General features: G+C 72.9%; 19 protein-coding genes. 14 read left to right on the top strand and 5 right to left on the bottom strand.

Annotation, left to right across the window (positions count from 1 at the left end):
- Position 1 precedes the first annotated feature (1 nt).
- Entirely contained in the window at positions 2–3,736 is a 3,735-nt protein-coding gene (locus tag Q8R60_17300; protein MDP3714233.1) for a SpoIIE family protein phosphatase, read from the bottom strand.
- 130 nt (positions 3,737–3,866) lie between these two features.
- On the opposite strand from Q8R60_17300, the gene Q8R60_17295 reads away from it, so the two are divergent.
- Complete coding sequence (locus tag Q8R60_17295; GenBank protein ID MDP3714232.1) at positions 3,867–5,726, top strand: CocE/NonD family hydrolase; 1,860 nt, start codon at positions 3,867–3,869, stop codon at positions 5,724–5,726.
- A gap of 3 nt (positions 5,727–5,729) precedes the next feature.
- Here Q8R60_17295 and Q8R60_17290 read toward each other — a convergent pair whose 3' ends face one another.
- Both Q8R60_17290 and Q8R60_17285 read right to left on the bottom strand, forming a co-directional pair.
- Positions 5,730–6,512, bottom strand: coding sequence for an SDR family NAD(P)-dependent oxidoreductase (locus Q8R60_17290; protein MDP3714231.1), 783 nt, complete (start codon positions 6,510–6,512; stop codon positions 5,730–5,732).
- A 78-nt stretch (positions 6,513–6,590) separates the two neighbouring features.
- Positions 6,591–7,784: a methyltransferase domain-containing protein gene (locus tag Q8R60_17285; protein MDP3714230.1), complete on the bottom strand. Its 1,194-nt coding sequence runs from the start codon at positions 7,782–7,784 to the stop codon at positions 6,591–6,593.
- Between the two features lie 93 nt (positions 7,785–7,877).
- Here Q8R60_17285 and Q8R60_17280 point away from each other — a divergent pair, with 93 nt between their 5' ends.
- From Q8R60_17280 to Q8R60_17250, 7 genes are all read left to right on the top strand, one after another.
- Positions 7,878–9,215: an NAD(P)/FAD-dependent oxidoreductase gene (locus Q8R60_17280; GenBank protein ID MDP3714229.1), complete on the top strand. Its 1,338-nt coding sequence runs from the start codon at positions 7,878–7,880 to the stop codon at positions 9,213–9,215.
- A 309-nt stretch (positions 9,216–9,524) separates the two neighbouring features.
- The gene (locus tag Q8R60_17275) at positions 9,525–10,088 is read left to right on the top strand and encodes a YceI family protein (GenBank protein MDP3714228.1); all 564 of its coding nucleotides are present in this window, start codon (positions 9,525–9,527) and stop codon (positions 10,086–10,088) included.
- 65 nt (positions 10,089–10,153) lie between these two features.
- Positions 10,154–10,882: a hypothetical protein gene (locus Q8R60_17270; protein ID MDP3714227.1), complete on the top strand. Its 729-nt coding sequence runs from the start codon at positions 10,154–10,156 to the stop codon at positions 10,880–10,882.
- Positions 10,879–11,250: a DUF3037 domain-containing protein gene (locus Q8R60_17265; GenBank protein MDP3714226.1), complete on the top strand. Its 372-nt coding sequence runs from the start codon at positions 10,879–10,881 to the stop codon at positions 11,248–11,250. The genes Q8R60_17270 and Q8R60_17265 overlap by 4 nt, the downstream gene beginning before the upstream one ends.
- Positions 11,251–11,307: 57 nt before the next feature.
- The gene (locus Q8R60_17260; protein MDP3714225.1) at positions 11,308–11,775 is read left to right on the top strand and encodes an NUDIX hydrolase; all 468 of its coding nucleotides are present in this window, start codon (positions 11,308–11,310) and stop codon (positions 11,773–11,775) included.
- A gap of 38 nt (positions 11,776–11,813) precedes the next feature.
- Positions 11,814–12,563: a signal peptidase I gene (lepB, locus tag Q8R60_17255; GenBank protein ID MDP3714224.1), complete on the top strand. Its 750-nt coding sequence runs from the start codon at positions 11,814–11,816 to the stop codon at positions 12,561–12,563.
- A gap of 5 nt (positions 12,564–12,568) precedes the next feature.
- Complete coding sequence (locus Q8R60_17250) at positions 12,569–13,276, top strand: hypothetical protein (protein MDP3714223.1); 708 nt, start codon at positions 12,569–12,571, stop codon at positions 13,274–13,276.
- Positions 13,277–13,282: 6 nt separating this feature from the next.
- Here the strand turns inward: Q8R60_17250 and Q8R60_17245 are convergent, their stop codons facing one another.
- Together Q8R60_17245 and Q8R60_17240 are read right to left on the bottom strand one after the other, a co-directional pair.
- Positions 13,283–14,587: a hypothetical protein gene (locus Q8R60_17245; protein ID MDP3714222.1), complete on the bottom strand. Its 1,305-nt coding sequence runs from the start codon at positions 14,585–14,587 to the stop codon at positions 13,283–13,285.
- A 7-nt stretch (positions 14,588–14,594) separates the two neighbouring features.
- Positions 14,595–15,029: a hypothetical protein gene (locus tag Q8R60_17240; protein ID MDP3714221.1), complete on the bottom strand. Its 435-nt coding sequence runs from the start codon at positions 15,027–15,029 to the stop codon at positions 14,595–14,597.
- 48 nt (positions 15,030–15,077) lie between these two features.
- On the opposite strand from Q8R60_17240, the gene Q8R60_17235 reads away from it, so the two are divergent.
- From Q8R60_17235 to Q8R60_17210, 6 genes are all read left to right on the top strand, one after another.
- Positions 15,078–15,533, top strand: coding sequence for an SRPBCC family protein (locus Q8R60_17235; GenBank protein ID MDP3714220.1), 456 nt, complete (start codon positions 15,078–15,080; stop codon positions 15,531–15,533).
- A gap of 106 nt (positions 15,534–15,639) precedes the next feature.
- Positions 15,640–16,710 (top strand): hypothetical protein, encoded by a 1,071-nt coding sequence (locus Q8R60_17230; protein ID MDP3714219.1) that lies wholly within the window; start codon positions 15,640–15,642, stop codon positions 16,708–16,710.
- A gap of 16 nt (positions 16,711–16,726) precedes the next feature.
- Positions 16,727–17,278 carry a GNAT family N-acetyltransferase gene (locus tag Q8R60_17225; protein ID MDP3714218.1) on the top strand — a complete coding sequence of 184 codons (552 nt, stop codon included), beginning with the start codon at positions 16,727–16,729 and terminating at the stop codon, positions 17,276–17,278.
- 119 nt (positions 17,279–17,397) lie between these two features.
- Positions 17,398–18,516 carry a pyruvate dehydrogenase (acetyl-transferring) E1 component subunit alpha gene (gene pdhA / locus Q8R60_17220; protein ID MDP3714217.1) on the top strand — a complete coding sequence of 373 codons (1,119 nt, stop codon included), beginning with the start codon at positions 17,398–17,400 and terminating at the stop codon, positions 18,514–18,516.
- 14 nt (positions 18,517–18,530) lie between these two features.
- Entirely contained in the window at positions 18,531–19,490 is a 960-nt protein-coding gene (locus Q8R60_17215) for an alpha-ketoacid dehydrogenase subunit beta (GenBank protein ID MDP3714216.1), read from the top strand.
- A gap of 11 nt (positions 19,491–19,501) precedes the next feature.
- Positions 19,502–19,924 (top strand): biotin/lipoyl-containing protein (locus tag Q8R60_17210; protein ID MDP3714215.1); only part of this gene is annotated, 423 nt, incomplete at its 3' end.

Below are 19,924 nucleotides of genomic sequence, written 5' to 3'. Positions count from 1 at the left end.
CTCAGGGGGTGGGGCGGGCGAGCGGGGCGAACAGTCCCCACACGACCTTCCCCTCGCGGGTCGGCCGGGTGCCCCAGCGCAGGGACAGCCGCGAGGTGAGCTGAAGCCCGCGGCCGTGCTCGTCGTCCGCGGTCGGTCGCATCCGCCGCGGTAGGTAGGTCGCGTGGTCCTCCACCTCGAGCACGACGTGGGCCGGGCTGGAGCGCAGCCGCAGCTGCACCGGTCCCTTGCCGTGGATGAGGGCGTTGGTGGCGAGCTCGCTGACCACGAGCACGACGTCGTCGACGAAGAGCCGGTCGGCGCCCCAGGAGAGCAGAGCCGCCTGGACCGCGTGGCGGACGGCGGCCACGCCCGCGGTCCCCTCCACGGCGACGGCGAGGGACCGCTCCTCGCCCTCGTTCTGGTCGATGCGCGCGAGCAGGACCGCGATGTCGTCGTCGGGTCCCTGGGGCAGCAGGGTCGCGACGAGGCTCGCAGGGAGGTCCTCGAGAGGCAGCGACTGCGTCGCCAGCTCCGCGGCGAGCGCCATGATGCCCGCGTCGATGTCGCGGTCGCGGAGCTCGACGAGGCCGTCGGTGTAGAGCGCCAGCATCGAGTCGGGAGCGAGCACGACGTGCTCCTCAGCCATCGCCGCCCCACCGATGCCGAGCGGGGGCGACGCCGACCCGAGCAGGGGACGCACCGGCTGGCCGGGCTCGCACAGCAGCGGCGGGAGGTGGCCGGCGTTGGCGTAGACCAGGGACCGGTCACCGGGGTCGTAGACGGCATAGACGCACGTGACGATCTGGTCGGTGCCGAGGTCACGCACCGCGCGGTCGAGGTTCTCCAGCACGTCGGCGGGCGGCAGGTCGAGGTGGGCGTAGGCGCGCACCGCGGAGCGGAGCTGGCCCATGACCGCTGCGGCGCGCACGCCGCGGCCCATCACGTCACCCATGACGAGGGCCGTGCGACCTGCCCCGAGCTCGATGACGTCGTACCAGTCGCCCCCGACCTGGGTGCCCTCGACGCCGGCCCGGTAGTAGGTCGCGACCTGCAGGTGGTCGGGGTCGAAGTCCCGGGCCGGCAGCAGGCTGGCCTGCAGCTCGTCGGCGATGCGGTGCTCGCGCACCGCGGCCTCGCGGGCCGCGTGCGCCTCCGCCATTGCGCGCTCCGCCTCGCGGTGGCCGGTGATGTCCTGGTTGCTGCCGCGCAGCACCGCGGGCGCGCCGGTCTCGTCGCGGACGACCTCGCCGAGGGTGCGGAAGGTGCGGGTGCCCAGCGGCCCGATGAGGCGCACCTCGTAGTCGATCGGCGTGCCGTCGTGGACCGCGGCGTGGAGCGCCGCCTCGACATGGGCGCGGTCGTCGGGGTGGACGTCACCGCTCATGACGTCCTCGACCCGCTTGCTGGCGAGCTCCTCGGCGGTCGTGCCCAGCTGCCGGTAGAACTCCTCGGTGCCGCGCACGGCACCCGTCGCGAGATCGACCTCCCAACTGCCGATCTGGGCGAGGCGCTGCGCCTGGTCGAGCAGCGCGCTGCTGCGCTCGAGCTCGGTGCGCGTGCGGCGGACGCGGTCGAGCTCGAGGTTCGCGCGCACCCGAGCGATGAGCTCCCGGGCCGAGAACGGCTTGACGAGGTAGTCGTCGGCGCCCGCTTCGAGGCCCTCCACCGTCGCGTCGTCGCCGGCGCGTGCCGACAGGACCACGACGGGCGTTCCCGTCGTACGTGGGTCGGCGCGCAGCGCTGCCAGCAGGCCGAAGCCGTCGAGCCCCGGCATCATCACGTCGGTCAGGACGAGGTCGGGCGCCTCCTCGCGGGCGCGGGCGAGGCCCTCCAGCCCGTCCGCTGCGGTGAGGACGTCGTAGTGCGTGGAGAGCAGGCCGCGGACGTAGTCGCGCATGTCCTGGTTGTCGTCGACGACGAGGACACGGGGCCGGCCGGTGGTCGGCTCCTGGTCGTCGGCCGCGGCGGGGGCGAGCCACCGCAGGGTCTCGGCGACGTAGGCCGCCCTCGGGTCGCTGCCGGGACCGTCGTCGGCCACGTGGCGGACCTGGTCCGCGGGCAGGTGGTCGCGGCCGTAGGGCACGCGCACGGTGAAGGTGCTGCCCACGCCCTCCTCGCTCTCGAGCGAGACGGTGCCGCCGTGCAGGGCCACCAGCTCGGCGACCAGGGCGAGGCCGATCCCCGAGCCCTCGAAGCTGCGGGAGGCGGCGCCCTCGACCCGGTGGAAGCGCTCGAAGAGCCGGGCCCTGGCCGACTCGGGGATGCCGGTGCCGGTGTCGCGCACGTCCAGCCGGACCCCCTGCGGCTCGGCCGTGAGGCGGACCTCGATGCCACCGGTGAAGGTGAACTTCACCGCGTTGGACAGCAGGTTGAGGACGACCTTCGCCCACATCTCGTGGTCGACGTAGACCTGCTCGGTCGGGGCCTCGTACGACACCGTGAGCGCGAGGCCTGCCCGGCGGGCTGCCTCGTCGAAGGACGCGACCAGGTCCGCGGTCAGGGCGCACAGGTCGAGTGGCACGAAGCGGCCGACCGCCTCTCCCGCTTCGAGGCGGGAGAAGTCGAGCAGGGTGTTGACGAGCTTCAGCAGGCGCTGGGCATTGCGCTCGACGACCTCGATGCGCTGCCGCTGGTGCTCCGGAAGCGGCTCCCGGGTGTCGGCCAGCGCGTCCTCGGCAGGGCCGAGCAGGAGCGTCAGCGGGGTCCGCAGCTCGTGGCTGACGTTGGTGAAGAACGACGTCTTCGCGCGGTCGAGCTCCGCGAGCCGCTCGGCCCGCTCGCGCTCGGTGTCGTAGGCACGAGCGCCGGCGAGCGCGGCGGCGACCTGTCCGGCGACGAGCGCGACGAAGCCGCGGTAGGCGTCGTCGAGCACCCGGTGCCGGTTGAGGCCCGCGACGAGGAAGCCCGAGGGCGGGCCGTCGCCGTGCTGGAGGGGCACGGCGAGCGCCTGCTCCGGTGGCTTCTCCCACGCGCCGGTCGGCAGTGAGAGCCCGCGGTCGCCCAGGTCGTCGACGAGGACGCTGCGCCCTGCCGTGAGCTCTCCAAGCGGCCAGGTCGACGGATCGGCGACGGCACCGCTCGGCGCGCCGGTGCTGCCGACCAGGCGCGCGACGTCGTGCTCGTCGAAGGAGAAGAGCATCGTGAACGGCAGGTTGTGACCGTCACGGGCGAGCGCGGAGCACGCCGCGGTCACGACCTGGCGCTCCCCCTGAGCCGTGGACAGGGCCCCGCCCAGTCCGGACAGCGTGGACATGCGGCGGGTGCTGATGACCCGCTCGGTGTCCTCGGTGACGACGCAGAGCATCCCGACCACGTCGCCGATCTCATCGCGCAGCGGGCTGTAGGAGAACGTGTGATAGGTCTCCTCCTGGTAGCCGCTGCGCTCGAGGAACAGCAGCAGGCCCTCGTCCCAGGTGGCCTCGCCGGTGGTCAGGACCCCCGCGATGCGCGGCCCGATGGCGGGCCAGATCTCCGACCAGACCTCGCTGGCCGGGCGCCCGAGGGCCCACGGGTACTTCGAGCCGAGGGTGTCGCGGCGGTAGGCGTCGTTGCAGAAGAACGTGAGCTCGGGCCCCCAGGCCATCCACATGGAGAACCGGCTGGAGAGCACCATGCGCACGGTGCTCGCGAGGCTGCTCGGCCACCGTGCCGGCGGGCCCAGCGGGGTCGCTGCCCAGGCGACGCGGGCGAGGTCTGCCCCGACCGGCCCACCCCTCGCGAACGGGTCGCCACCCGCGTTCGCCTCCGCACCCACCAGCCACTCCCCGTCGTCGTTCGCCTGTCGGTCTGACTGCCAGCCTGCCCTGTCTCGCGCGCTTTCATCACAAGGGCACCGTGCGGCTCTCCTTGGCAGGAGATCCCGTCGTCGCGCAGAACGTCCCGCTATGCGACGTCTCGTCCCGCTCCTCCTGCCCGCCCTGCTCCTGCCCGTGCTGCTCGCGGCGAGCCCCGCCCGCGCCGAGGAGGAGGACTTCCGCACGGTCGAGGGGAAGTCGGAGCCCACGTACAAGGAGTTCGTCGACGAGGAGCACCGGATCGAGACGCCGCACGGCACGATCTACGGCGTCGTGCGCCGCCCGGTCGTCGAGGACGACTTGAAGGTGCCGGTGATCCTCACCTACACGCCCTACAACATTCTCGAGCGGCCGGTCGCGACGATGGTGGAGCAGACCGACGCGGTGACGACCTACTTCACCCCGCGCGGCTACGCCCGGGCGAGCTTCGACCTCGTCGGCACCCGCGAGTCGAGCGGCTGCTACGACCACGGCGGCATCCGCGAGCGCGAGACGGCCAAGGCCGTCGTCGACTACCTCGGCACGCGCGACTGGAGCAACGGCAAGGTCGGGATGATCGGCGGGTCCTACGACGGGACGACCCAGTGGGCGGGCGCGATCGAGCAGCCGGAGCACCTGACGACGATCGTGCCGCAGGTCGGCATCGGGCGCTGGTACGACTACGCCTACGGCCAGGGAGTGCGCTTCTACTCCGGCAGCGGCACGCCGGCGCTGTTCGACTTCGGGTTCGGCTTCGCGCCCCCGACCGGCGTCACCGGCGGCACCGCCTGGCTCGAGGCCGTGCAGGCCCATGCGACCCCCTGCGAGCGGGTCGAGCACAACGACCGCGCCTTCCTCCCGGACCCGGTCTACGACGGCTACTGGGACGAGCGCGACTACCTCGCGCAGATCGCGAAGGTGCAGGCGAGCGTGCTCGTCGTCGGCAGCTGGACCGACTACAACGTGCACCCGGTCAACAGCGTCGAGATGTGGGAGGCGCTGCCCGACGACCACCCGAAGAAGCTCGTCATGGGTCTGTCGGGTCACAGCGGCGACCAGGTCGAGGACAACGAGGACATCTACCACGCGTGGTTCGACCACTGGCTGCTCGGCCTGGACACGGGTGTCATGGACCTGCCGCGCTCCGACAGCCTGCTGCTCGCCACTCGCGACGCCGAGGCCGAGGACCCGACCGCGCCGGAGCGCCGGCAGGACTCGCACTGGCCGCCGCTGTCGACGGTCGACGTCGCCCTCGGCCTTGCCGCCGGAGACGAGCGCTTCGGCGTGGTGGCCACCCCGGCCACCGAGGTCATCGACTGGGTCGACGACCAGCCGGCCCTGTCCGAGGACGACGTGCTGTCGGGGGCGTCGGTCGCGGACGGGCGGTCGCGGCTCTTCCTCGGCGCGCCCGTCGACGGCGAGGTGCGGATCTCCGGCGTCGCTCGTCTCGACGTCACGATGACGACCAGCGAGGTCTCGACCCATGTGACACCGGTGCTCTTCCGCGAGAGCGTCGGCGGCGCCCGCACGGTGCTCACCCGCGGGCTGCTCAACTCCCGCAACCGCGACGGCCTCGACACCTCGACCGACCTCGTGCCCGGAGCGCCCTGGAGGGGGACGGTCGTCTTCCAGCCGGTCGACGCCCTGCTGCGCGAGGGCGAGCGGCTGGGTCTTGCGGTCATGAGCATGAACGCCTTCGAGGCGCTCTACCCGGACACGACGCTGGCGACCAACGTCCTCGACGTCGTCGCGTCGCGACTCGTCGTGCCGGTGTCGCTCGGTGCCGAGCGGCTCGGCACGGCCGTCACCGCGCCGGTGCCGGCGCTGCCCGGCCCGGTCGTGGTCGCACCGACCCGGCCCGCCCCGGCGGCACCGACGCTGCCGACGACCGGCGGCTCGCTCCCCGCCGCGGCTCTCGGCGCGGCTGCTCTGCTCGCCGCGGGGCTGGTGCGTCGGGCGCGCCGCGTCTGAGGGCTACTTCGGCTGGAGGCGAGCCGCACCGTCGAGGCGGACGGTCTCGCCGTTGGCGTAGGTGTTGACGAGCAGCTCGAGGATCATCGAGGCCAGCTCGTCGGACTTGCCGAGGCGCTTCGGGAAGACGACGTCGCGCTTGAGCGAGTCCTTGAAGGCCTCCGACGCCTCGCCCTCGCCGTAGATGGGCGTGTCGATGAGACCGGGTGCGACGCAGTTGAGGCGGATGCCCGCGGCCGCGAGGTCGCGCGCGATCGGGGTCGTCATGCCGACGATGCCACCCTTGCTCGCGGAGTAGGCGGCCTGCCCGATCTGCCCGTCGAAGGCGGCGATGGAGGCGAGCGTGACGATCGCGCCCTTCTGCCCGTCGGCGTCGAAGGGCTCGGTGCGCGAGATCGCGGTGGCCGCGAGGCGGACCGTGTTGAAGACCCCGACGAGGTTGATGTCGATGACCTTCTTGAAGTAGCCGAGGTCGAACGCCGACTCGTAGGTGCCGTCGCGCCCGATCGTGCGCGAGGCCGCGCCGATGCCGGCGGCCGCGACCGCGGTGCGGAACGTCCCGAGGCTCTCGGCCTCGTCGAGCGCGGCGATGAGCTGCTCGGCCTCGGTGACGTCGGCGCGGACGTAGGAGCCGCCGATGTCACCGGCGACCTTGGTGCCCTTGTCGTCCTGCAGGTCGACCACGACGACCTTCGCGCCGCGGGCGGCGAGCTGACGGGCAGCGGCCTCACCGAGGCCCGAGGCCCCGCCGGTGACGAGCGACGAGGTGCCAACGAGGTCGAGCACGGCTACTCCCAGGGATCACGAGGTACGACGGACCCGCCCATCCTGCCGCCTGTCCCCACGCGGCACCCCGGCGGGTCGTCAGCGCAGCCGGCGGGCGCGCAGCACGATGTCGTGGGCGTGCCCGGCCCCGGCACCGCTGGTCGGTGCGTGGCGCTCGCGGGTGGTGTCGACCTCGACCGCCCAGTCGTCGTCGAGCAGCGCCCGCACGTCGGCCGGCATGACGTAGTCGCCCGGGTCGAAGCCGTGGGCCCTGGCCGTCTCGGGGTCGACGTCGTGGTGCACGACGAGCAGGGTGCCGCCGGGTGCCACGACGTCGAGCAGGGCCTGCGCCGCCGGACCGCTCGGGATCGCGGGGTACATCGTCGACACCAGGTCGAACGACCGCGCCGGCAGCTGCGCCTCGACGAGGCCGGCGTGCACCCAGGTGACGGTGACCCCGGCGCTGTCGGCGGCGGCGCGGGCCCGGTCGAGGGCGACGGAGGTGACGTCGAGCCCGGTGACCTGCCAGCCCTGCTGGGCGAGCCAGACCGCGTCGGCGCCCTCGCCGCACCCGACGTCGAGCACGCGACCCGGGGTGAGGCCGGCCACCTCGGTGACCAGCGCGCCGTTGGGGTCGCCGCTCCACACCTGCTCGGCGAAGGCGTAGTGGGCGTCCCAGTCGAGGTCGTCGGTGGACACCTCCCCGCCGTACGACGCGACGAGGGCCTGCGCGACGAGGCGGCTGTCGCGGAAGCGCACGATCGGTGCGACCGGTGGCAGCAGGTCGTCCCACACCGCCATGCAGGTGCCGCGCAGCTGCGAGAAGCCCTCCGGTCGCGCGTAGGCGAAGACGTGCAGGTGCGCGCCGCCGTCACCCCAGCGGCTGAGGTGGCAGCGCGCGATCCCAGGCAGCGACTCGACGGCGCGGGCGAGGTGGACGAGCAGGACCCCGAGCTGCGCGGCCAGCTCGTCGGGGAGGTCGGTCAGGTCGTGGTGGGCGAGCGGCTCGAGCATCAGCAGCAGCGGCGCCCCGGTCCCCTCCAGCACCCGGACCCGCCAGGTGTTGTCGGTCCAGAGCCAGCCGCCCTCGCGCTCGCAGGCCACGCAGGCGCGACCGCCCTCGCCGTACCTCGGTGGCTCGGGCAGCACCGGGGCCTGCAGGGGGACGACGCGCAACCCCTCGGGCTCGAAGGGGAAGACCTCCCACCCCGTCATCCGCGACAGCGGAACGCGGCCGTCGGCGTCGGCCGTGGCGAGCACGTGGGCGTAGTACTGCTCGGGTGTCAGGGGCACCCGCTGACCGTAAGCGCAAGCGAGGTCACATCGGTGACCTTCGTCAAGGAGGGGTAGGGACCGCGAGACTGGTGGTCTGTCGAGGAGGTGCACGTGGCGCGCAGTCGGGTGGTGGTGGTCGGCTCGGGCTTCGGTGGGCTCTTCGCCGCCAAGGCCCTCAAGCGGGCCGACGTCGACGCGACCCTCGTCGCGCGTACGACGCACCACCTGTTCCAGCCGCTGCTCTACCAGGTGACGACCGGCATCCTGTCCGAGGGCGAGGTCGCCCCGGCGACCCGCGAGATCCTGCGCCGCCAGGACAACGTCCGGGTGCTGCTCGGTGAGGTCACGACGGTCGACCTCGAGGGCCGGACCGTGACGTCACAGCTGCTCGACCGCGAGACGGTGCTGCCCTACGACCACCTCGTCGTGGCCGCCGGTGCGACCCAGTCCTACTTCGGCAACGACCACTTCGCCGCGCACGCCCCCGGCATGAAGTCCATCGACGACGCCCTCGAGCTGCGCGGTCGCATCTTCGGCGCCTTCGAGCTGGCCGAGCTCGCCACCGACCTCGAGGAGATCGACCGGCTGCTCACCTTCGTCGTCATCGGTGCCGGCCCGACCGGGGTCGAGATGGCCGGTCAGATCACCGAGCTCGCGCGCCGCGCGCTGCCCGGCAACTTCCGCAGCATCGACCCTCGCACCGCCCGCGTGATCCTGCTCGACGGCGCGCCCACCGTCCTCGGGTCCTTCGGCGAGCGCCTGGCGGGCAAGGCCATGAAGCAGCTGCATGACATCAACGTCGAGGTGCAGCTCGGCGCGATGGTCGTCGACATGGACCGCGACGGCCTCGTCGTGCAGGACGCCGACGGCACCCGCCGGCGGATCGAGAGCTTCTGCAAGATCTGGGCAGCCGGCGTCGCCGCGAGCCCGCTCGGGGCGCAGCTCGCGGAGCAGTCCGGTGCCGGCCTCGACCGGGCCGGCCGGGTCGAGGTGCTGCCCGACCTGACGCTGCCCGGTCACCCCGAGGTCTTCGTGCTCGGCGACATGATGAGCCTCGACGAGCTGCCCGGTGTCGCGCAGGTCGCGATCCAGGGCGCGAAGCACGCGGCGAAGCAGATCAAGGGCCGCCCGAGCAGGCCGTTCCGCTACCGCGACAAGGGCTCGATGGCGACGGTGTCGCGCTTCCACGCGGTGGCGAGCGTCGGGCGCTTCCGCTTCGCCGGCTTCATCGCCTGGCTGCTGTGGCTCGCGATCCACCTCGTCTACCTCATCGGCTTCAAGAACCGGCTCACCACGCTGCTGCACTGGGCCGTGAGCTTCGTCGGCCGCGGCCGCTCCGAGCGGGTCGCGACCGAGCAGCAGGTCCTCGCCCGGCTGGCGCTCGAACGCAGCGGCCGCGACTTCGCGAGCCTCGACCCCGAGGTCGCCGCCCGGGCCGCCCAGCCCTGACCGCCCAGCCCTGACCGCCCGCCCTGACCCGGCGCGCCCGACGGCGCCGCCGCCCCGCCGCGGGATGTGGCGATCACCCCTGCGGGCGTGAGCGTGCGTGATCGCCACCTTGGTCTGGCCGGCCGCTGTATCGACCGCCCCGCCGCGGGATGTGGCGATCACCCCTGCGGGCGTGAGCGTGCGTGATCGCCACATCCGCCAGCGGGCGTCATGTGACGGGGGTCACCCGGCTAGTACTTGAGCGTTCAACATTCATGCCGTACAACTTGTTGAACACGCAACCACCCGTGCAGACCTCAGGAGCCCGACATGACCGCCCCCACCACCGTCCTCGCCCCGTCGGACCTCTCCGGGTCCTACGCCCTCGACCCCACCCACACCCGCATCGGCTTCGTCGCCCGCCACGCGATGGTCACCAAGGTGCGCGGTCAGTTCACCGACTACACCGCCGATGTGGTGCTCGACTTCGAGAACCCCGCCAACAGCTCGGCCAACGTCGTCATCCAGGTCGTCAGCGTCGACACCGGCAACGCCCAGCGCGACGAGCACCTGCGCACCAACGACTTCTTCGACGCCCCGACCTTCCCGACCATCACCTTCACGAGCACTGGCGTGAAGGTCGTCGACAGCGAGACCTTCCAGCTCGTCGGTGACCTCACCATCAAGGGCATCAGCAAGCCGGTCACCGTCGACTTCGAGCTCTCCGGCACCGCCAAGGACCCGTGGGGCGGCACCCGCGCGGGCTTCGACGGGAAGGCCGTCATCAACCGCAGCGACTGGGGCGTGAGCTTCAACGCCGCGCTCGAGACCGGTGGCGTGCTCGTCTCCGACAAGATCACGCTGGAGTTCGACCTCTCCGCCGTCAAGCAGTAGACCGCAGGCACCAGCAGCCCCGGACCGTCACGGTCCGGGGCTGCGGCGCGTGACAGGCTGACGACGTGCTGAGGACCGTCACCGCGACGCGCTACGTCACGCCGCTGCGCGAGGGCGGGTCTCTGCCCGGTCTGGTCGAGGCCGACGACCTCGGGACCTACGTCGTGAAGTTCGTCGGCGCGGGCCAGGGTCGCAAGGCGCTCGTCGCGGAGGTCGTCGTCGGGGAGCTGGCCCGCCGGCTCGGCTTCCAGGTCCCCGAGCTGGTGCTGGTCGACCTCGACCCGGCCGTCGCGAGCAGCGAGCCCGACGAGGAGGTCCAGGACCTGCTGCGCGCGAGCGGCGGCGTCAACCTAGGCCTCGACTTCCTGCCGGGCTCGATGACCTACGACGCGCTCAGCGGCGACGCCGATCCCGAGCTCGCCGGCCGGCTGCTGTGGTTCGACGCCTTCGTCGAGAACGTCGACCGCTCCTGGCGCAACCCCAACCTGCTGCGCTGGCACGGCGAGCTGTGGCTCATCGACCACGGTGCCGCGCTCTACTTCCACCACGACTGGGCGCGCAGCCAGGGCAAGGCCACCAGGGCGTACGCCGCAGCCGACCACGTCCTGCGCGCCGAGGCGGCCTCGGCAAGCGCCCTGCCCGTCACGGGCCAGCTGCTCGACGAGGTGCTCGCGCTGGTGCCCGACCCGTGGCTCACCGACGAGCCGGGCTTCGACTCGCCCGCGGCCGTCCGCGCCGCCTACCGCGCCCACCTGCTCGAGCGGCTCGCCGCCGAGGACAGGTGGCGGCCGTGAGCCGGTCGGTCTTCCAGTACGTCCTGCTGCGCGCGGTCCCCCGCATCGACCGCGGCGAGTGCGTCAACATCGGCGTCGTCCTCTACAGCCAGCAGCGCGACTTCCTCGACTGCGTCGTCGAGGTGGACGCGGGCCGGCTCGCCGCCCTCGACGCCTCGGTCGACCCCGACGCGGTCCGGCGCGCGGCCGGCGCCTTCCAGGCGTGCTGCCGCGGTGAGGGCCCGTCGTCGGAGCTGTCGCTCGGGCAGCGCTTCGGCTGGCTCACCGCCCCGCGCAGCACCGTCGTGCAGGCCGGCCCGGTCCACCCCGGTCTGACCGACGACCCGGGTGCCGAGCTCGCCCGGCTCGTGGACCGCCTCGTCCGGTAGCCGACCAGCGGGACGCGCCGGGTGGTCCGCGCGCGCCCGACGACCTACGGTCGTGAGGTGACCCTCAGCGACCAGCACGTCCTGCGCGACGGGGACGGCTGGCAGCGCTGCGACGAGGGGCATCACCACTGGGGTCGCTTCGGTGCGGCCGGGCTGCTCGTCGTCGCAGCCGGCCGCGTGCTGCTGCAGCACCGGGCGCCGTGGTCGCACCAGGGCGACACCTGGGGGGTCCCGGGTGGCGCGCGAGCCTCGACGGAGACCGCCGAGCAGGCGGCCCTGCGCGAGGCCGCGGAGGAGACCGGGCTCGACCCGCTGCTCGTGACGGTGCGGTCGAGCTCGGTCGACGACCACGGGGGCTGGTCCTACACGACGGTCGTCGCCGACGCACCCCGGCTGCTCGACGTGCACAGCGAGGACCGCGAGAGCACCGCTGTCCGGTGGGTGCCCGTGGACGAGGTCGGCCTGCTGCCGCTGCACCCGGGCTTCGCCGCGAGCTGGCCGGCCCTGCGCGCGCAGCTCGGCTGAGCGGCACCGGTGCCTGCCGAGGACCTAGGGTTCGGGGCATGACGACGGCCATGACGGACCCGGCGACGCCGGCGTCGACCGCGACGAAGAAGAAGAAGAAGCGCTCGCCCTGGCGCGAGGTGCCGCTGCTCGTCGTCATCGCGCTCACCCTGGCGCTGCTGGTGAAGACCTTCCTCGTGCAGGCCTTCTTCATCCCGAGCGGCTCGATGGAGACGACGCTGCACGGCTGCCCCGGCTGCAACGGCGACCGGGTGCTGGTCAACAAGGTCGTCTACCAGGTCCGCGACGTGCGCCGCGGCGAGATCGTGGTCTTCAACGGCGCCGGCAGCTTCCAGCCCGAGGTCGAGGTGGAGGCTCCGTCCGGGCTGCTGCAGCGCACCGCCCGTGGCGCCTCACGGCTGCTGGGCCTCGGCGCCCCCGGCGAGAAGGACTTCATCAAGCGCGTCATCGGGCTGCCCGGCGACCGCGTCGCCTGCTGCAGCAACGGCCGCGTGACCGTGCAGCCCCAGGGCAGCGACGTGGCCATCGAGCTCGACGAGCCCTACCTCTTCGAGGACAACCGCCGGCCCTTCTGCGAGGCAGGCACCGACTCGGAGTGCACACCGGGCGCGCCGGGCCGGCTCGTCCCCGAGGGCCAGCTGTGGGTCATGGGCGACCACCGGGGCGAGAGCTCCGACTCGCGCGACAACGGCACCGTGCCGATCGACAAGGTCATCGGTCGCGCCTTCGTCGTCGTGTGGCCACCGACGCGGGTCAAGAGCCTGCCGGTCCCCGACCTGACGGACTGAGGGACATGGGCCTCGACGACCTGCTGTCGTCGTCCGGCGACGGACCGGTGTCGGAGCGCGCAGCGGCCCGTGACCGGGCCCGCGACCGGCGCCGCACCCTGCTGCTCGGTGGCACCGCTGTCCTGGTCGCGGTCGGTCTCGGCGTGGGGGTCGGCCTGGTCGCCGCCGCGCTCGGCGGTGGCGAGCCGCGGACGCTGACCGCGACGCCGGGCAGCAGCCCCTCCGTCGTACGCCCCTCCTCGTCGGCACCGACCCCGCGCCCGACCCCGACGGCGAGCGCGGCCCCGACGCCGAGCGCGACCCCGAGCGTCGACGCTCCCGCGTCCGGGACCGACATCGGCTACCTGGTCGCCAGCCGCGAGACCTCCGCCGACGGTGCGGCGCTGTCGGTGAGCTTCGACCGGGTGCAGTTCTTCACCGGCGAGGCTGCCCGCCGCGAGGCCGACAAGCGCGGTGACGAGATCGAGAACGACTACTACGTCGTCAACGACAACACCCGGCTGCGCACCCTGGTCGTCGCCGACGGCGCGACCGTGACAGGCGACAGCTCGTTCAACTCCTGGGCGGGCGACGGCGGCAGTGGCCAGCGCCCCCGGACACTCGACGAGCTGGCCCGCTTCGTGCGCACCGACCAGGGCCGCGAGACGCTGTTCGACCTGCGCTACGACGCGCAGGGCCGGGTCACCGCGGTCGCCGAGCGCTACCTGCCCTGACGCGGGTCAGGCGCCGAGCAGCAGCCCGATCCCGCCGACGGTGAAGCCGATCATCACGGCCAGCAGCGGTAGCTGCGCGACCAGCTCACGACGGTGCTGCGAGTAGCGCACGGCGCGGTCGTGGGCGAGCACGACGCCCAGGACGTGGCCGAGCACGATCGCGCCGACCTGCACGTTGCTGATCGTCGCGGGCGACACCACGGTGTAGTCGACCGCGTCGGTCGCGGTCCCGAACAGGTCCCAGCCCTGCACGAACGGGTCGCTGGCGAGGATCCAGGTCAGCTGCCCCTCGAACATCAGCAGCGAGAAGTAGTGCGCGATCGCGTAGCCCGCCGCGATCGGCACGACCGAGTGCGCGAACAGCGCCGGGCCGTCCGCGACCCCCGACAGCAGCGACGCGAGCTTCGTCGCACCGAGGTAGAGCCCACCGACGCCGAGCAGCGTGATGGTCAGCCACACGGTCTGCGGTGCGGTGACGGCGTCGCCCTGGATCCCCGGGCCCTCCTGCCACCAGCGGGTGCGGGTCACGCCGTCGAACGCGGTCCCCCCGACGAGGACGACCACCACGGCGGCGAGGCCGCGCTCGGGGCGCAGCCCGTCGAGCCCGTCGAGCGGGTTGCGCCACACCAACCGGCCGTCGGCACGCCGACCGATCACCGACAACCGCCCGAGCAGCGTGCTGTAGACCTCGAAGCCGTCGCCGCGCTCGAACCACGACTCCCCGACCCACAGCGCCGCGACGAGCTGCACCACGCCGTAGAGGACGAGGAACACCCCGACCGTCGACGGGGTCGCGCGGTCGTTGTAGCAGAGCTCCACCCAGGTGTACGCCGCGAGCGCGACCGCCGCAGGCCAGTACCCCAGCCCGTCGAGCCGGCCCTGCGCGGGCGCCGGGCCGGTCAGCGGACGCAGCAGCGCGTGCAGGGTCCGCAGCGGGTTCACGACCTTCCAGACCGGACCGAGCAGCAGGCTCACCAGCACGATCCCCGCCCAGAACGTCACGTAGAACGCCCACGGCGCGATGTTCTGCGGCGGGTCCGTCGGCCCCGTCAACGCCACCGCCAGCACCACCCCCGTCACGCCCAGCACCAGCAGCCGCAGGACCCACCGCGTCACCGGGCTGTCCAGCACCGCCTGCACCGCCGCAGGCACGGGCACGCCGGCGCGGTCGCCCCGCAACCGGGAGCTGCGCCAGAAGAACAGCAGCGCGACGAAGGACACGACGACCGCGGTTCCCGAGCCGATGAGCGCCAGGGGAAGCGGGATGGGCAGGTCCGCGCGCACGCCGACGCCGTGGGCGAGTGGGAGCACGTCGGGCCTAGGAGATGACGAGTCGGACGAGGGTCGTGCGCGACTGCTCGAGCTCGAGCTCGACCTGCCCGGGGACGTCTGCGGTGAACAGGACCTCCGTCGGCTGGCCGGGCGTGACCACCTTCTTCACGTCGTAGACGTGCAGGTGCAGCTCCTCGGCGACGTCGCTCGTGACCACGATGCGGACCTTGCTGCCGAGCGTCACCGTGACGCGTCCGGTGTCACCGGTGACCTTGCCTGCGGCGTAGGTGAGCGAGATGTCCTGGTCGACGTCGGAGCTGGGCACGGCGACCGACGTGGCCGACGGGGTCGCGCTCGGCGGTGCTGTCGCCGTGCCGGTCGTGGGCGGCGTCGCGACGGTGGAGCCGCCGTCGCCGCAGCCGGCCAGCAGCGTCGCGGTGAGGGCGAGGGCGAGGGCGGGTAACGGGGTCCTGAGGTGCACAGGTCGATCCTCACACGTAGGGCTCGGACCGGACGCTACGGTCCGGTCATGAGCCTGTCCCGCAGCACCGAGATCGCCGCGTCCCCCGAGGTCGTGTGGGCGCTGGTCAGCGACCTGCCCGCCATGGGGCGCTTCAGCCCGGAGAACGTCGGAGGCAGCTGGAAGGGCGGTGCGACCGGGCCGGCGGTGGGCGCGCGCTTCACCGGCCGCAACCGCGCAGGTGTGCGGCGCTGGAGCACCCAGGTGCGGGTGAGCCGGTGCGAGCCGGGACGAGCCTTCGCCTTCGACGTGAGCTCCTTCGGGCTGGCCGTGTCGCGCTGGTCCTACGACCTCGAGCCGACCGAGACCGGCTGCCGGGTGACCGAGACCTGGGAGGACCGCCGCGGCCGCCTGGTCACGACCGGCGGGCGGCTGCTGACCGGTGTCGCGGACCGTGAGTCCCACACCGCGCAGGGCATGGAACGCACCCTCGCCGCCGTCAAGGCCGTGGCCGAGTCAGGCTGAACGCGACACACACACAGGGTTACCAAACCACCACTCTTCGTGGCATACTGCAGATTGCTCCGAACGGCCCTCAAGTCCGTCGGAGCGACGAGTAGGGGGGATGCAGATGGCGACGACACCGCGTGGTGGCGCAGACGACCGGCTGCCGCTGCTGTCCGTCGACGCTGCCCACGTCGCACCCTCCAGCCTGTCCTCGCGGGCCGCGCTCGCGGTGGCCACCGGCGGTCTGGTCTCGCTCGCCTCGGCCGGCACCGCCCTGCTCGTCATGACCAGCACCTCGGCGGTCGCTCCCTCGACCGACACCGACGCGCAGCCGCTGCTCGGTGGGCAGACGGGCACGTCTGAGGTCGTCGTGCCGCAGGCACCCACGGCCCGCGACAGCGTGTCCGCGCAGCCCGGCCGACCGGCCGGCGCGGTCGTCCTCACCGGCACCTCGGGCGACCGCCCGGTCCGCGTACTGCTCCCCGGTCCGCTCGAGTCCGCCCCCGACGTCCAGGGCCCGGTCGTGCCACGCTTCCCGCCGCTCGCGCCACCGACCGACGCAGAGGGCGAGGCCCCGCAGTCGCCCGTCGACGCGCCTGGTGTCCCGGAGCTGCCCGGCGTGCCCGAGCTCCCCACGGCTCCCGGCCGCCCCGACGTCCCGGCCGTGCCTGACGTGCTCGACATCCCCGCACGGCCCGGTCAGCCGGCCACGCCCGCGGTCCCGGCCAGGCCCGGTCAGCCGGCCACGCCCGCGGTCCCGGCCGCCCCCGCGGTCCCTGGAGGCAGCGGCGGGCCGGTCGTCTCCCCGCGCGGGCCCGTGGTCGAGGCGGACGACGAGGACCGGGAGAAGGCCGTGAAGGCTGCCGAGAAGGCTGCCGAGAGGGCTGCTGATAAGGCGAAGAAGGCAGCGGACAAGGCCGCCGAGAAGGCGGCCGAGAAGGCGGACAAGCGCGGCGACCGGGACGACGACCGGGCCGGCGGCGCCCCGCGGTCCGAGCGGACCGCGTCGCAGGCACAGCGCACGGACCGGGTCCGGGCCGCGCTGCGCGCCGAGGCCGCCCGTGTGGACCGCGAGCGTCGCGAGGACCGCTTCCGCGAGGCCCTGCGGCGCGAGCTCGCCGCACCGACCCGGGAGGGTCGCGGAAAGGGTCACTCCAACAACCACAGCTCAGGTCACGGTCGCCTCGCGGTCTGAATCGCCGAGAGCAGCCGTGAGCGCGTCCGTCCGGTCCGCGACCGGCGACGACGTCGCCGCCTTGGGGCAACTGCTCGGTGACTGCGTGCGCGACGGCGCGAGCGTCGGCTACCTCGCCGATGTCGACGTCGCGACCACGGAGGCGTTCTGGCGCGCTCGTCTCGCCGACACTGACGCGCTGGTCCTCGTGGCCGACCTCGACGGGGACCCCGATGGCGTCCGCGATGACGGCCGCGTCGACGGCCGGGTGGTCGGGACCGTCACCCTGCTGCCCGCGACGATGCCCAACGGCCGGCACCGCGCCGAGGTGTCCAAGCTGCTCGTGGCTCCGCCGGCCCGCGGTCGGGGCGTGGCCCGGCTGCTGCTGCGGGCGCTGGAGGCCGAGGCGCTGGACCGCGGCTGCTGGCTGCTGCTCCTCGACACCCAGACCGGCAGCGCGGCCGAGGGGCGCTACGCCGCCGGCGGCTGGGAGGTCATGGGTGTGCCGCCGGACCACGCGGCCACCCCGGACGGCGTGCTGCAGCCGACGACCTTCATGAGCAAGAGGCTCACGCGTCCTGGGCGCTGACGGACCGGGCCTCTCGTCGTACCGATGTGACTGCTCGTGACCTAGTGTCGCGACTGAGACGCAGGTCACACACTCGTCACCCGGCGATCCCGGGGGCGCGTTCGACGACAGGGAGCCTCGTGAGCGACAGCCTCGTGCCCGACCCCGAGCTGGTGCAGCTGCTGACGCCGGAGGGCGAGCGCGTCGAGCACCCCGACTACCCCCTCGCGCTCAGCGACGAGGAGTACCGCCTGCTCTACCGCGACCTGGTGCTCGTACGCCGGATCGACGTCGAGGCGACCGCCCTGCAACGGCAGGGCGAGCTGGGCATCTGGGCGGCGCTGCTCGGGCAGGAGGCCGCGCAGGTCGGCAGCGGTCGGGCGCTGCGGCCGCAGGACATGGCGTTCCCGACCTACCGCGAGCACGGCGTCGCGTGGTGCAAGGGCGTCGACCCGCTCAAGCTCCTCGGCCTGTTCCGCGGCGCGAGCCAGGGCGGCTGGAACCCCTACGAGACGAAGTTCAACCTCTACACGATCGTCATCGGCTCGCAGACCCTGCACGCGACCGGCTACGCGATGGGCATCCAGAAGGACGGCGCGGTCGGCGACCCGACGACCGGCGAGGCGGTCATCGCCTACTTCGGTGACGGCGCGAGCTCGCAGGGCGACGTCAACGAGGCCTTCGTGTGGGCGGCGGTCTACGGCTCGCCGATCGTCTTCTTCTGCCAGAACAACCAGTGGGGCATCAGTACGCCGACGACGACCCAGACCCGCATCCCGCTCTACCAGCGGGCCCGCGGCTTCGGCTTCCCCGGCGTGCGCGTCGACGGCAACGACGTCCTCGCCTCCTACGCCGTGACGCGCAAGGCGCTCGACGACGCCCGCACCGGTCAGGGCCCGACCCTGGTCGAGGCGTTCACCTACCGGATGGGGGCCCACACGACGTCGGACGACCCGACCCGCTACCGGCTGTCGAGCGAGCTCGAGGCGTGGAAGCTCAAGGACCCGATCGAGCGGGTGCGGTCGTTCCTGCACAAGCAGCAGCTCGCCGACGCGTCGTTCCTCGCCGGGGTGGAGGAGGAGGCCGCCGTGCTCGCTGCGCGGATCCGCAAGGGCTGCCTGGAGATGCCCGACCCCGACCCGGTCTCGATCTTCGACAAGGTCTACGTCGAGCAGACGCCGCTGCTCGCCGAGCAGCGCGAGCAGTTCGCGACCTACCACTCGGGCTTCGCGGCGGCCAGTGACGGGGGGCACGGCTGATGGTGCAGCTGACCATGGCCAAGGCCCTCAACGAGGGCCTGCGCGCCGCGATGGAGCGCGACCCCAAGGTGATCCTCATGGGCGAGGACATCGGCAAGCTCGGCGGCGTCTTCCGCGTGACGGAGGGACTGCAGGCCGAGTTCGGCGAGAAGCGCGTTCTCGACACCCCGCTCGCGGAATCGGGCATCGTCGGCACGGCGATCGGCCTCGCGATGCGCGGCTACCGCCCGGTCTGCGAGATCCAGTTCGACGGCTTCATCTTTCCGGGCTTCGACCAGATCACCTCGCAGCTGGCCAAGCTCACGGCCCGGCATGAGGGGGCGCAGAGCATGCCGGTGGTCATCCGCGTTCCCTACGGCGGCCACATTGGCGCGGTCGAGCACCACCAGGAGAGCCCCGAGGCCTACTTCGCCCACACCCCCGGATTGCGCGTCGTCAGCCCGGCGACGCCGCACGACGCGTACTGGATGATCCAGGAGGCGATCGCCAGCCCCGACCCCGTGCTCTTCTTCGAGCCCAAGAGCCGCTACTGGCCCAAGGGCGACGTCGATCTCGCGCAGAGCGGGGCGCCGCTGCACAGCAGCCGCGTGGTGCGCACTGGCACCGAGGTCACCGTCGTCGGCTACGGCCCGATGGTCTCGATGCTGCTGCAGGCCGCCGAGGTGGCCGCGGGTGAGGGCACGAGCATCGAGGTCGTCGACCTGCGCTCGATCTCGCCGATCGACTGGGAGCCCCTGCTCGAGTCGGTGCGCAAGACCGGTCGGCTTGTCGTGGCCCAGGAGGCCCCCGGCTTCGTCTCGGTCGGCTCCGAGATCGCTGCGACCGTGACCGAGCGGGCGTTTTACTCGCTCGAGGCTCCGGTGCTGCGAGTCGCGGGCTTTGACACCCCGTTTCCGCCCGCGAAGCTCGAGGGCGCCTACCTTCCCGATGTCGACCGCATCCTCGAGGCCGTCGACCGGTCGCTGGCCTACTAGGAGAGTGCACCATGGCGAATTCCGAGTTTCCCCTTCCCGACGTCGGTGAGGGTCTGACCGAGGCCGAGATCGTCTCGTGGAAGGTCAAGGCCGGCGACACCGTCACGATCAACCAGGTGCTCGTCGAGATCGAGACCGCCAAGTCGCTCGTCGAGCTGCCCTCCCCCTTCGCCGGCACCGTCGCCGCGCTGCTGGTCGAGGAGGGGGCGACCGTGGAGGTCGGCACCCCGATCATCAGCGTGACGACCGAGGGCGATGCGCCCGTGGCGGTCGCGCCCACCGCCAGCCCGGTCGCGGATGCCGTGGCCGACACCGCCGCGACCGTCGCGCCCGAGGAGGGTGGCGGCGCCGTGCTCGTCGGATACGGCAGCGCGGGCCACGCGTCGTCCCGCCGCAAGCGCGGCGCGAGTGCGGCGGCCCCCGCTGCGGTGCCG

Source organism: Mycobacteriales bacterium (assembly GCA_030697205.1).
In the GTDB taxonomy this organism is placed as follows: domain Bacteria; phylum Actinomycetota; class Actinomycetes; order Mycobacteriales; family SCTD01; genus JAUYQP01.
The sequence above is the reverse complement of the archived record's forward strand: the minus strand, read 5'-3'. Positions and strand labels throughout refer to the sequence as shown.